Raw genomic sequence first — 13,054 nt, 5'->3', positions numbered from 1 at the left:
AGAGGCCGGTGTACAAATGAACCGCTGCTGTCAGGAAACAGGCTTCAAAAGCGCTACCTCGGTGAACCCGTAGCACCTCTGAAACTCCCTAAAAACTGTAGCCCTATTGGTAAGACGCGACATTTAATTATAAGATCGCGCCTTCCCCTATTTCGTCGCCCCGTGCGGCTTACGCCGCAGGTCTCGCCCGTTGTTCCGTCAAACAAGGCTTTGAGCATCTGCGGTTTGTAGCAAAAAGGTAGTCAATGATGAGCGCAAGGCACTTTCTCTCCCTGATGGATTGCACGCCCGAAGAGCTGGTCAGCGTGATCCGTCGAGGCGTTGAGCTCAAGGACCTGCGTAACCGCGGCGTACTGTTCGAGCCTTTGAAAAACCGCGTCCTGGGGATGATTTTCGAGAAATCCTCGACCCGCACCCGGATCTCCTTCGAGGCCGGCATGATCCAGCTCGGCGGCCAGGCGATCTTCCTGTCACCACGTGATACCCAACTGGGCCGTGGCGAGCCGATCGGCGACTGCGCCATCGTCATGTCGAGCATGCTCGACGCGGTGATGATCCGTACCTTTGCCCACAGCAACCTGACCGAGTTCGCCGCCAACTCCCGCGTACCTGTGATCAACGGCCTGTCCGATGACCTGCACCCGTGCCAGCTGCTGGCCGACATGCAGACCTTCCTCGAACACCGCGGCTCGATCCAGGGCAAGACCGTGGCCTGGATTGGCGATGGCAACAACATGTGCAACAGCTATATAGAAGCGGCGATCCAGTTCGACTTCCAGTTGCGCGTTGCCTGCCCGGAAGGCTACGAGCCCAACCCAGTGTTCCTGGCCAAGGCCGGTGATCGCGTCTCCATCGTTCGCGACCCGAAAGACGCCGTGCGCGGTGCACACCTGGTGAGCACCGACGTCTGGACCTCCATGGGCCAGGAAGAGGAAACCGCCAAGCGCCTGCAACTGTTCGCACCGTTCCAGGTCAACCGCGCCCTGCTCGACCTGGCCGCTGACGATGTGCTGTTCATGCACTGCCTGCCGGCGCACCGTGGCGAGGAAATCAGCGTCGACCTGCTCGACGACAAACGCTCGGTGGCCTGGGATCAAGCCGAAAACCGTCTGCATGCGCAAAAAGCCCTGCTAGAGTTCCTCGTCGAACCGGCGTATCACCACGCATGAGCCAGCCATTACTGCTTAACCTGCGCAACCTCGCCTGCGGCTATCAAGACCAGCGCGTGGTGCAGAACCTGAACCTGCATTTGAACGCCGGTGACATCGGTTGCCTGCTGGGCTCTTCCGGCTGCGGCAAGACCACCACACTGCGGGCGATTGCCGGTTTCGAACCGGTACACGAAGGCGAAATCCAGCTGGCCGGCGAGACCATCTCCAGCGCCGGCTTCACCCTCGCCCCGGAGAAACGCCGCATCGGCATGGTGTTCCAGGACTACGCGCTGTTCCCGCACTTGAGCGTGGCCGACAACATCGCCTTCGGCATTCGCAAGCATCCGCAAAAGGATCGCGTCACCGAAGAACTGCTGGAACTGGTCAACCTGAAGAACCTCGGCAAGCGTTTCCCCCACGAGCTTTCCGGTGGGCAGCAGCAACGTGTCGCCCTGGCCCGCGCACTGGCGCCGGAACCGCAACTGCTGTTGCTCGACGAGCCGTTCTCGAACCTCGATGGCGAATTGCGCCGCAAGCTCAGCCATGAAGTACGCGACATCCTCAAGGCCCGTGGCACCAGCGCGATTCTGGTGACACACGACCAGGAAGAAGCCTTCGCGGTCAGCGACCACGTTGGCGTGTTCAAGGAAGGTCGACTGGAACAGTGGGATACGCCCTACAACCTGTATCACGAACCACTGACGCCCTTTGTCGCCAGCTTCATCGGCCAGGGCTATTTCATTCGCGGTCAGTTGAGCAGCCCGGAGTCGGTGCAAACCGAGCTGGGTGAGTTGCGCGGCAACCGGGCCTACACCTGGCCGGTAGGCGGCGCCGTGGACGTGCTGCTGCGTCCGGACGATATCGTCTACGCACCGGACAGCGCACTGAAGGCACGAATCGCCGGCAAGACGTTCCTCGGTGCGTCGACCCTGTATCGTTTGCAACTGCCGACAGGCGCGCAGTTGGAGTCGATCTTCCCGAGCCATGTCGATCGTCAGGTCGGGGCGGATGTGGGGATTCGTGTCGCGGCTGAACACCTGGTGCTGTTCCAGGCGTCCGGCAGCACGGCGGCGCAGATTCCTGCCGTTGAATCGGGTGTCCGGCGCTACAGCGCGGCCAACTGATACACAAAAACCCTGTAGGAGCGAGCTTGCTCGCGAAAAACGTCTGGATAACGCGTTCATTCCGGTTGCACGCGTTATCGTTGTCGTCCATCGCGAGCAGGCTCGCTCCTACACTGGGTTTGCGTTAGCCCAGCATCAGCGTACCACTGGCAACCAGCGTCGCATCCCCGCCGATCTTCACCCGCTCGCCTTCCAGCCGGCAGAACAACTCCCCGCCCCGCGTCGAACGCTGACAGGCCGTCAGGCTCGACTTGTCCAAACGCTTCGACCAGTACGGAATCAGAAGGCAATGGGTCGATCCGGTCACCGGGTCTTCATTGATGCCGATCGCCGGGGCGAAGTACCGGGACACGAAATCGTGCTGCTCGCCCCGCGCCGTCACGATAGCACCCAACCATGGCAGTTTCGCCAGGGCCACCATGTCCGGCTTGCAGTCGAGCACGGCTTGTTCCGACTCCAGCACCACGAACAGCTCATTCGAAGCCAGTACCTCGACAGCCTCCACGCCCAGTGCACGCTCGATGTCCGAGATCACACTCACCGGCGACGCAGTGATCGACGGGAAATCCAGCCACAGTCGTCCATCTTCACGGGTCACGCTCAACGGACCGGATGTGCAGATAAAGTCCAGTCGCTCGACCGGCTCTTTATAGACCTCAAACAAAACGTGGGCGCTGGCCAGTGTCGCGTGACCGCACAGTGGTACCTCGGTGGTCGGTGTAAACCAGCGGATGTGCCAGCCCTGCCCTTCGCGCACGACAAACGCCGTTTCGGCGAGGTTGTGCTCGGCGGCAATCTTCTGCATCAACTCATCGGCTAGCCAGGTATCGAGCCGATAGACCATCGCCGGGTTGCCGCTGAATGGCTGATTGCTGAACGCGTCGACCTGATGAAACTCCAACTGCATAACCTTCTCCCTTTGTCAGGCCACAGAGCATGCAGCGCCGACCGAACCGGCACCAGTGACAGAACCGGCTGATTTTCACCATACAGCGCTGCGCTCACGCACGGCCGATATCGGCAAACTTCGCCTGGGTGTGTTCGGCCAGCACGGCCGGCGCCAGTTCGACTTCCAGTCCACGCCGGCCAGCACTGACAAAAATGCTGGCGAAGGGCTGAGCCGAGTTATCGATGAAGGTACGCAAACGCTTTTTCTGCCCCAGCGGACTGATCCCGCCCAACAGATAACCCGTAGAGCGCTGCGCTGCCGCCGGATCGGCCATTTCGACCTTCTTCACGCCAGCGGCATGGGCCAGCCCTTTCAAGTCCAGACTGCCGACAACCGGCACCACAGCCACCAGCAACTCTCCTTTCTCGCTGGCCGCCAGCAAGGTCTTGAACACTTGCGCAGGGTCGAGACCGAGTTTTTCCGCGGCTTCCAGACCATAGGAAGCGGCCTTCGGGTCATGTTCGTAACTGTGTACGCGATGTTCGGCCCGAACCTTTTTCAATAAATCCAATGCGGGGGTCATGGCAGCTCCAGACTGGGCGGCAGAAGAAAATACTGCGGCGGATTCTAGGACATTGGTCGTCAAAAGGCTCTACGGCGGCGCAGCCATAACGCCATTACCTGGCCATGCCATTTGCGCAATGACTCATTCATTCATGCAACGAATAGTTTTTTTGTGACCAGCGGTTCACTTTCGACCTTTGACAGCAGCGTTTCTTGTCTATATTTTTTCGTTTCTGAAACTGCACGAAACATCCTACCGCTGTACCCGGCAGTAAACCGCGACCAGGATGGGGATCCTGCCTCGGTGAAAAACGCGCGTTGACCATGAAGGCAAGAACGCGCCAGACAACAAAAAAAATGAGGTTTCAATGACTACTGCTTTACAACAACCGTCGCTCTCGAGCCAATGCATGGCCGAGTTTCTGGGTACGGCGCTGCTGATCTTTTTTGGTACCGGTTGTGTTGCCGCGCTCAAGGTCGCGGGTGCCAGTTTTGGTTTGTGGGAAATCAGCATTATCTGGGGCGTCGGCGTCAGCATGGCGATCTACCTCACCGCCGGGGTTTCCGGGGCTCATCTGAACCCTGCCGTCAGCATTGCCCTGAGCATTTTTGCGGACTTCGAAAAGCGCAAACTGCCTTTCTACGTACTCGCCCAAGTGGCAGGTGCCTTCTGTGGCGCGTTGTTGGTTTACACGCTCTATAGCAATCTATTCTTCGAATTCGAACAAACACAGCACATGGTTCGTGGCACGCAAGCCAGCCTTGAATTGGCCTCCGTGTTCTCCACCTTCCCGAATCCTGCGCTCACCACCGCCCAGGCATTTCTGGTGGAGGTGATCATTACGGCCATCCTGATGGGCGTAATCATGTCCCTGACCGACGACAACAATGGCCTGCCAAAAGGCCCGTTGGCACCGCTGCTGATCGGCTTGCTGATTGCGGTGATCGGTAGCTCGATGGGACCGCTGACCGGTTTTGCCATGAACCCTGCGCGGGACTTCGGCCCTAAACTGATGACTTTCTTCGCCGGCTGGGGTGAAATTTCCTTCACTGGCGGACGCGATATTCCGTACTTCCTGATTCCTGTTTTTGCGCCGATTGTCGGTGCCTGCCTCGGCGCCGCCGCCTATCGCGGGCTGATTGCCCGCCATCTGCCCGGCGCCGTACCTGCTACAAAGGATGAGCGACCTGCCATTGACGGCAAACCCAGAACGTCCTGATACCGTTGGCGCGTGCCCCTGCCCTTTGATCACGCGCCAGACCTCACTCCCTTTTTTCGTCCAAGGCAATCGACATGACCGACACACAGAATAAGAACTACATCATTGCCCTCGATCAGGGTACGACCAGCTCCCGCGCGATCATTTTCGACCGCGACGCGAACGTGGTCTGCACCGCCCAACGGGAGTTCGCCCAGCATTACCCGCAAGCCGGCTGGGTCGAGCATGACCCGATGGAGATCTTCGCCACCCAAAGCGCCGTGATGGTCGAGGCCCTGGCACAAGCCGGCCTGCACCACGATCAGGTAGCCGCCATCGGCATCACCAACCAGCGCGAAACCACCGTGGTCTGGGACAAGAACACCGGTCGCCCGATCTACAATGCCATCGTCTGGCAGTGCCGGCGCAGCACCGAGATCTGCCAACAGCTCAAGCGCGATGGCCACGAGCAATACATCAGCGACACCACCGGCCTGGTCACCGACCCCTACTTCTCCGGCACCAAGCTCAAGTGGATTCTCGATAACGTCGAAGGCAGCCGCGAACGTGCGCGCAACGGCGAACTGCTGTTCGGCACCGTCGACAGCTGGTTGATCTGGAAATTTACCGGCGGCAAGGTGCATGTCACTGACTACACCAACGCCTCGCGCACCATGCTCTTCAACATCCATACCCTGGAGTGGGACGCGAAGATGCTGGAGCTGCTGGATATTCCACGCGAAATGCTCCCGGAAGTTAAATCATCCTCGGAAATCTACGGCCACACCAAAAGCGGCATCGCCATCGGCGGTATCGCCGGTGACCAGCAAGCCGCTCTGTTCGGCCAGATGTGCGTCGAGCCAGGCCAGGCGAAAAACACCTACGGCACTGGCTGCTTCCTGCTGATGAACACCGGTGACAAAGCGGTGAAATCCAAGCATGGCATGCTGACCACCATCGCTTGCGGCCCTCGCGGCGAAGTGGCTTATGCACTGGAAGGCGCAGTGTTCAACGGCGGCTCCACCGTGCAATGGCTGCGTGACGAGCTGAAAATCATCAACGACGCCCACGACACCGAATACTTTGCCAACAAGGTCAAGGACAGCAACGGCGTGTACCTGGTGCCGGCCTTCACCGGACTTGGCGCACCGTACTGGGACCCGTACGCCCGTGGCGCATTGTTCGGTCTGACCCGCGGTGTACGCGTGGACCACATCATTCGCGCCGCGCTGGAGTCGATTGCCTACCAGACCCGCGACGTACTGGACGCCATGCAGCAGGACTCCGGGGAGCGCCTGAAAGCGCTGCGCGTGGACGGCGGCGCGGTGGCCAACAACTTCCTCATGCAATTCCAGGCCGACATCCTCGGCACGCAGGTCGAGCGCCCGCAAATGCGCGAAACCACAGCACTCGGCGCCGCTTACCTGGCAGGCCTGGCCTGTGGCTTCTGGGGTAGCCTGGAAGAGTTGCGTGGCAAGGCCGTGATCGAGCGCCGGTTCGAGCCGACGCTGGATGAAGGGGCGAAGGAAAAACTCTACGCCGGGTGGAAAAAAGCCGTCAGCCGTACCCGCGATTGGGCGGTTGAAGACGAGGCTGAATAAACCGGGATACGGGCTCGTATCTGTATGTAACTGGTCGGGAGCAGATTCCTGCGGCATCATGGGCAAATTTTGCACGGCAGCCCAAAGGACGCCCCATGAATCTGCCTCCCCGTCAGCAGCAAATCCTCGAGCTGGTTCGCGAACGCGGCTATGTCAGCATCGAGGAAATGGCCACGTTGTTCGTCGTTACACCGCAGACCATCCGCCGCGACATCAATCAGCTCGCGGAAGCCAACTTGTTGCGTCGCTACCACGGTGGCGCCGCCTATGACTCCAGTGTCGAAAACACCGCCTACGCCATGCGTGCCGATCAGATGCGCGATGAAAAACAGCGTATCGGCGAAGCCATTGCCGCGCAGATTCCCGACCACGCCTCGTTGTTCATCAACATCGGCACCACCACCGAATCCATCGCCCGGGCGCTGCTCAACCACAGTCACCTGAAGATCATCACCAACAACCTGCATGTGGCCTCCATGCTCAGCGCCAAGGACGACTTCGACGTGCTGCTGACCGGTGGCAACGTGCGGCGCGACGGCGGCGTGGTCGGTCAGGCCAGTGTCGACTTCATCAACCAGTTCAAGGTCGATTTCGCCCTGGTCGGCATCAGCGGTATCGATGAGGACGGCAGCCTGCTGGACTTCGATTATCAGGAAGTGCGGGTATCCCAGGCGATCATCGCCAATGCCCGACAAGTGATCCTCGCGGCTGACTCGAGCAAGTTCGGGCGCAACGCAATGATTCGCCTGGGACCGATCAGCCTGGTCGATTGCCTGGTCACCGATCAGCAGCCATCCCCGGCGCTGGCGCAGCTGTTGAACCAGCACAAGGTTCGGTTGGAAGTCGTTTAACCTCACCGCTATATCTACGGCGCCTGCACTGCCGCCATCGCGAGCAAGCTCGCTCCCACAGTGATTGATGGCGTACACAAGTTTTGTGACCGACTCAATTCCTTGTGGGAGCGAGCTTGCTCGCGATGGCGGTCACTTAAACTCCGTCGATCTCAAGCCAGCCACATTTCAAAATGTTCGTAAATTTTCCTTTAACGGCCCTTCGATGAGTATTTTCAATCGAAGCTGACTGGCTGTGCGCCTCTTTATGGGCTAGTATTTTCGCAAATGAACATTAATGTTCGAATTCAAATACAGAACATCAAAGAATTCCGAGGCCGTGCCGATGCCCACTTCCACCTTGCCTACGCCCCCTCTCGCCGAGGTCTACGATATCGCCGTCATCGGTGGCGGGATCAATGGCGTGGGGATCGCAGCAGATGCCGCCGGTCGCGGTCTTTCGGTGTTCCTTTGCGAAAAGGATGACCTGGCCAGCCATACTTCATCGGCCAGCAGCAAGTTGATCCACGGCGGCCTGCGCTACCTCGAACATTACGAATTTCGCCTGGTGCGTGAAGCCCTGGCCGAGCGTGAAGTGCTGTTGGCCAAGGCACCGCACATCGTCAAGCAAATGCGCTTCGTGTTGCCACACCGCCCGCACCTGCGCCCGGCATGGATGATCCGCGCCGGGCTGTTTCTCTATGACAATCTGGGCAAGCGCGAGCAACTCCAGGGTTCGAAAAGCTTGAAGTTCGGCCCCGACAGTGCGCTGAAAAGCGAGATCACCAAGGGTTTCGAATACTCCGATTGCTGGGTCGACGACGCGCGCCTGGTGGTGTTGAACGCCATGGCCGCCCGGGAACAAGGCGCCCACGTTCACACCCAAACCCGCTGCGTCAGCGCGCGCCGTACCAAGGGCCTGTGGCACTTGCACCTGGAACGCAGCGATGGCAGCCTGTTTTCGATTCGCGCCAAGGCATTGGTCAATGCGGCCGGGCCATGGGTCGCCAGGTTCATTCGCGATGACCTGAAGATGGAATCGCCTTACGGCATTCGCCTGATCCAGGGCAGCCACCTGATCGTGCCGAAGCTGTATGAAGGCGAACACGCGCACATCCTGCAAAACGAAGATCAGCGCATCGTGTTCACCATTCCGTACCTTAACCACTTCACCCTGATCGGCACTACGGACCGCGAGTACACCGGCGATCCTGCCGCCGTTGCAATCACCGACGGCGAAACCGATTACTTGTTGAACGTGGTCAACGCCCATTTCAAAAAGCAGATCAGCCGCGACGACATCCTGCACAGCTATTCCGGTGTGCGTCCGCTGTGCAACGACGAATCCGACAACCCATCGGCCGTGACCCGCGATTACACCCTGGCGCTGTCGGGCAGTGGCGAAGAAGCGCCGTTGCTGTCGGTGTTCGGTGGCAAGCTCACCACTTACCGTAAGCTCGCCGAGTCGGCGCTGGCGCAGCTGGCCCCTTACTTCAAGCACATCAAGCCGAGCTGGACCGCCAGCGCCCCACTACCGGGCGGTGAAGACATGACTACCCCGCAAGCCTTGAGCTCGCGTATCCGCGACCAGTTCGACTGGATACCAAGCGAGATCGCGCGCCGCTGGGCCACCACCTACGGCAGCCGTACCTGGCGCATGCTTGAAGGTGTACAAGACCTCAGCGACATGGGCGAGCATATCGGCGGCGGTCTCTACACCCGTGAAGTCGACTACCTGTGCAGCGAAGAATGGGCCACCAGCGCCCACGACATCCTCTGGCGTCGCAGCAAGCTCGGCTTGTTCACGACAGTGGCCGAGCAGGACAAGCTCAAGGACTACCTGAATCAGGTCGAACAGAACCGCAGCAAGATCGAAGCGGCCTGATCGGTCACCGGCATAAACAAAAGCCCCTGGATCTCGCGATTCAGGGGCTTTTGTTTATCGATGGATTTCAGTCGCGCAAATCCGATTCATGAATCGGCTGCTCACGGTGAGTCGCCCGCTGATACTGCGCCGGCCACACAGCCTTGTGCCCGCCCAGATCATCATCGGCGTGCAGCGCCCAGTACGGATCGCGCAACAATTCACGGGCCAGGAAGATGATGTCCGCCTGGCAGGTGCGCAGGATGTGTTCGGCCTGGGCTGGCTCGGTGATCATGCCGACCGTGCCGGTGGCCATGCCCGACTCCTTGCGCACACGTTCGGCGAAGCGGGTCTGGTAGCCGGGGCCTGTGGGAATTTCGGCATTCACCGCCGTTCCGCCCGACGAGACGTCGATCAGGTCCACGCCCAAGGCTTTGAGGCGACGTGCCAGTTCCACGGTTTCATCGGGGTTCCAGCCGTCTTCGACCCAGTCGGTGGCCGACACCCGGACAAACACCGGCAACTCTTCAGGCCACACCGCGCGTATCGCTTCAGTGACCTGCAGCACCAGCCGAATACGATTTTCGAACGAGCCGCCATATTGATCGCGACGCTGATTGCTCAACGGCGACAGGAACTGATGCAGCAGGTAGCCATGGGCGGCGTGCACTTCGACCACCTTGAAACCGGCCGTCAGCGAGCGCTTTGCCGCATCGACAAAGGCCTGGATCACTTGGGCGATCTCGCCGTCATCCAGTTGCCTGGGTTGGGTGTGCTGTGGGTCGAACGCAATCGGTGAGGGTCCGACCGGCACCCAGCCGCCCTCATCGGGTTTGACGCTGCCGTGCTTGCCAAGCCATGGCCTGTAGGTACTGGCCTTGCGCCCGGCATGGGCCAGTTGAATACCGGCAACGCCGCCCTGGGCGTTGATGAAGCGGGTGATGCGTTGCAGGGGTTCGATCTGCTCGTCATTCCACAGACCGAGGTCCTGAGCCGTGATACGCCCGTCGGCGGTGACCGCCGTGGCTTCGGTAAACACTAGCCCGGCCCCGCCGACAGCACGGCTGCCGAGGTGGACCAGGTGCCAGTCATTGGCCAGGCCGTCGGCACTGGAATACTGGCACATTGGCGATACCGCGATGCGGTTGGGCAGGGTCAATTGGCGAAGGGTAAAGGGTTCAAGCAGCAGACTCATGGGGCACCTCTCGAATCAGTGGGCAGGCTCCAGGTTCTGTTTGAATAGTCGACGAGTGACAGGAAAAAGGTACAACACCCGCCCCCGCGGGCAAAAAATTCGACAAGACGTCACAAGACCAAAATCAAGCAGTGATTAGAGCCTAGTCGACATCGACGGATGTCGCCCCCTTGTAGGAGCGAGCTCGCTCGCGATGGACGACAGGACACCGCGGGGTATCAGGTTCCCAGCGCCATCGTTCACGACCATCGCGAGCAAGCTCGCTCCTACAGGTGTGGGGTCAACGCGGTTCGATATGGGCAATCATCAGTTGAACCGTCTCGTTGCCACGAAACTCGTTGAGGTCGAGCTTGTAGGCCAGTTCCACCCACTTGATGGTCGGATTCGGCCAGATGTCGCGGTCGATCCCGAAGGCAATGCCGTCGAGTTTCACCGAACCACATTCACTTTTGAGCACCACTTTGAGGTGCCGTTCGCCCACCACGCGCTGCTCGACCAACTGGAACACCCCATGAAACAACGGTTCCGGGAAGTGCTGCCCCCAAGGACCGGCATGCCGCAGGGCGCGGGCCAGTTCCAGGTGAAACTCTTCCACTGCCAGGGTGCCGTCCGACAACAAGCGGCCAGTCAGGTCTTCTTCGCGCAGTTGCCGGCGCACTTCAGCGTCAAAGGCCTCGGCGAACAAGGGGAAATTCGCTTCCGGCAGCGTCAGGCCGGCCGCCATTGCGTGGCCACCATACTTGGTGATCAGATTCGGATGCTGCGCCGCCACCACGCTCAGGGCGTCGCGGATGTGAAAGCCCTGGACCGAACGCCCGGACCCCTTGAGCAGGCCGTCACCGGCATCGGCAAAGGCGATGGTCGGGCGGAAATAACGCTCTTTCATCCGAGACGCGAGGATACCGATGACGCCCTGATGCCACTCGGGATCGAACAGGCACAAACCGAACGGCATCGACTCCACCGGCAGATCCTTGAGCTGGGCCAGCGCTTCGCGCTGCATGCCCTGCTCGATGGATTTGCGATCCTGGTTCATGCCGTCCAGTTGGGCCGCCATCTCACGGGCCAGAGCGGCGTCTTCGGTCAACAGGCATTCGATGCCCAGGCTCATGTCATCCAGGCGCCCTGCGGCGTTCAGGCGGGGACCGACGATGAAACCCAGGTCGGTGGAGGTGATGCGCGCATGGTCACGCTTGGCCACCTCGAGGATCGCCTTGACTCCTGGCCGGGCACGTCCGGCGCGAATCCGCTCGAGGCCCTGATGCACCAGAATCCGGTTGTTGGCATCCAGCGGCACCACGTCGGCCACGCTGCCCAAGGCCACCAGATCGAGCAATTCGCCGATATTCGGCTGCGGCTTGCTGGTGTACCAGCCGAGTTCGCGCAAACGCGCACGCAGGGCCATCAGCACATAGAAAATCACCCCGACACCGGCCAGGGCTTTGCTCGGGAACGCGCAACCTGGCTGGTTCGGATTGACGATGGCATCGGCCAATGGCAGTTCGTCGCCGGGCAAGTGGTGATCGGTAACCAGCACCTTGAGCCCGGCCTTTTTCGCCGCGGCCACGCCTTCGACGCTCGAGATGCCGTTATCCACGGTGATCAGCAAATGAGGCTGACGCTCCAGTGCGACCGCGACGATTTCCGGTGTAAGGCCGTAACCATAGTCGAATCGGTTGGGCACCAGATAATCGACATGTGCCGCACCCAACAGGCGCAAACCCAGGGTGCCCACGGTGCTCGCCGTTGCGCCGTCGGCATCGAAGTCGCCGACGATCAGAATGCGCTGGCGCTGTTCGATCGCCGTCACCAGTAAATCCACCGCGGCATCAATGCCCTTGAGTTGCTGGAACGGAATCAGCCGCGCCAGGCTCTTGTCCAGTTCCGCCTCCGATTGCACGCCCCGCGCCGCATAAAGGCGGGTCAGCAGTGGCGGAATATCACCGAGGAATGGCAGGGTGTCGGGCAGCAGGCGAGGTTCGATGCGCATGGGGTGAAAGATGCTTCTCTTCAATACGTAGGATAAAACCGGGTGACGCGCTGAAACGGCGAGAAATCAGCCGCGCTCACCGGCCAGCCACTGCAACTGAACTTCGTGCTGGCCACGATCGTCGGTGACGAAGATCGTCCCTTCGCTGATCATCACGTCCCACTTGATGACGCGTGGCATGTCTTTGGCCAGCGTCTCGAGGACTTCCTGAGGCACGGCAGCGATGTTGACGTTTTTCAGGTTTTTCACCGCGGGCACCACTTTGCCTTCCCACACCCGCAGGCTGCCGTAGGCCAGCAGGCTGGTGCGCTCGGTGCGGCGCGAGCACCAGGTCAGGCGCTCGGCATCCGGCTGGCCGACTTCGATCCAGTGCAAAACGCGGTCATCCAGGCTTTTTTCCCACAAGGCCGGTTCATCCACTTCCGACAGACCACGACCGAACGAGAGTTGTTCGTTGTACCAGAGGGCGTAGGCCAGCAGGCGCACGGTCATGCGCTCCTCGGTTTCCGAAGGGTGACGGGCGATGGTCTGCTTCACGCTCTCATAGACGCTGCGGTCGAGGTCGGTGAGGTTCAGTTCAAACTTGTAGGTCGTGGACGGCTGGGCCATGAACGGGCTTCTTGATACGAGGAAAGGCGGCAAGTCTA

Annotated in this window: 11 protein-coding genes; 6 read left to right on the top strand and 5 right to left on the bottom strand. The window is 60.2% G+C overall.

Annotated elements, in window-relative coordinates:
- Window positions 1–248: 248 nt before the first annotated feature.
- Window positions 249–1,169, top strand: coding sequence for an ornithine carbamoyltransferase (argF, locus tag KW841_RS15565; protein ID WP_033047492.1), 921 nt, complete (start codon window positions 249–251; stop codon window positions 1,167–1,169).
- Complete coding sequence (locus KW841_RS15560) at window positions 1,166–2,275, top strand: ABC transporter ATP-binding protein (RefSeq protein WP_116262071.1); 1,110 nt, start codon at window positions 1,166–1,168, stop codon at window positions 2,273–2,275. The genes argF and KW841_RS15560 overlap by 4 nt, the downstream gene beginning before the upstream one ends.
- A 124-nt stretch (window positions 2,276–2,399) precedes the next feature.
- On the opposite strand, the gene KW841_RS15555 is transcribed toward KW841_RS15560, so the two are convergent.
- Both KW841_RS15555 and ybaK read right to left on the bottom strand, forming a co-directional pair.
- Window positions 2,400–3,182 (bottom strand): PhzF family phenazine biosynthesis protein, encoded by a 783-nt coding sequence (locus KW841_RS15555; RefSeq protein WP_218477671.1) that lies wholly within the window; start codon window positions 3,180–3,182, stop codon window positions 2,400–2,402.
- Window positions 3,183–3,276: 94 nt separating this feature from the next.
- A complete protein-coding gene (ybaK, locus tag KW841_RS15550) occupies window positions 3,277–3,747 on the bottom strand; it encodes a Cys-tRNA(Pro) deacylase (protein ID WP_007971306.1) in 471 nt (156 codons plus the stop codon).
- A gap of 349 nt (window positions 3,748–4,096) precedes the next feature.
- On the opposite strand from ybaK, the gene KW841_RS15545 reads away from it, so the two are divergent.
- From KW841_RS15545 to glpD, 4 genes are all read left to right on the top strand, one after another.
- Window positions 4,097–4,948 (top strand): MIP/aquaporin family protein, encoded by an 852-nt coding sequence (locus tag KW841_RS15545; RefSeq protein ID WP_218477669.1) that lies wholly within the window; start codon window positions 4,097–4,099, stop codon window positions 4,946–4,948.
- Between the two features lie 74 nt (window positions 4,949–5,022).
- A complete protein-coding gene (glpK, locus tag KW841_RS15540) occupies window positions 5,023–6,528 on the top strand; it encodes a glycerol kinase GlpK (protein ID WP_104449299.1) in 1,506 nt (501 codons plus the stop codon).
- Window positions 6,529–6,623: 95 nt separating this feature from the next.
- Window positions 6,624–7,379 carry a DeoR/GlpR family transcriptional regulator gene (locus KW841_RS15535; protein ID WP_007971301.1) on the top strand — a complete coding sequence of 252 codons (756 nt, stop codon included), beginning with the start codon at window positions 6,624–6,626 and terminating at the stop codon, window positions 7,377–7,379.
- A 325-nt stretch (window positions 7,380–7,704) separates the two neighbouring features.
- On the top strand, window positions 7,705–9,243 hold the full coding sequence (gene glpD / locus KW841_RS15530) for a glycerol-3-phosphate dehydrogenase (protein ID WP_218477667.1): 1,539 nt from the start codon (window positions 7,705–7,707) through the stop codon (window positions 9,241–9,243).
- 67 nt (window positions 9,244–9,310) lie between these two features.
- Here the strand turns inward: glpD and KW841_RS15525 are convergent, their stop codons facing one another.
- The 3 genes from KW841_RS15525 to KW841_RS15515 all read right to left on the bottom strand — a co-directional run bounded on the left by KW841_RS15525 (window position 9,311) and on the right by KW841_RS15515 (window position 13,016).
- Complete coding sequence (locus KW841_RS15525; protein WP_007971299.1) at window positions 9,311–10,417, bottom strand: NADH:flavin oxidoreductase/NADH oxidase; 1,107 nt, start codon at window positions 10,415–10,417, stop codon at window positions 9,311–9,313.
- 280 nt (window positions 10,418–10,697) lie between these two features.
- Entirely contained in the window at window positions 10,698–12,407 is a 1,710-nt protein-coding gene (recJ, locus tag KW841_RS15520) for a single-stranded-DNA-specific exonuclease RecJ (protein ID WP_218477665.1), read from the bottom strand.
- Window positions 12,408–12,473: 66 nt separating this feature from the next.
- The gene (locus KW841_RS15515; protein WP_007971297.1) at window positions 12,474–13,016 is read right to left on the bottom strand and encodes a YaeQ family protein; all 543 of its coding nucleotides are present in this window, start codon (window positions 13,014–13,016) and stop codon (window positions 12,474–12,476) included.
- Window positions 13,017–13,054 lie beyond the last annotated feature (38 nt).

It is taken from the genome of Pseudomonas sp. PDM28, assembly GCF_019219115.1.
Lineage (GTDB): Bacteria > Pseudomonadota > Gammaproteobacteria > Pseudomonadales > Pseudomonadaceae > Aquipseudomonas > Aquipseudomonas laurylsulfatiphila.
Note: the sequence above shows the minus strand (reverse complement) of the source record. Positions and strands in the feature narration are given on the sequence as shown.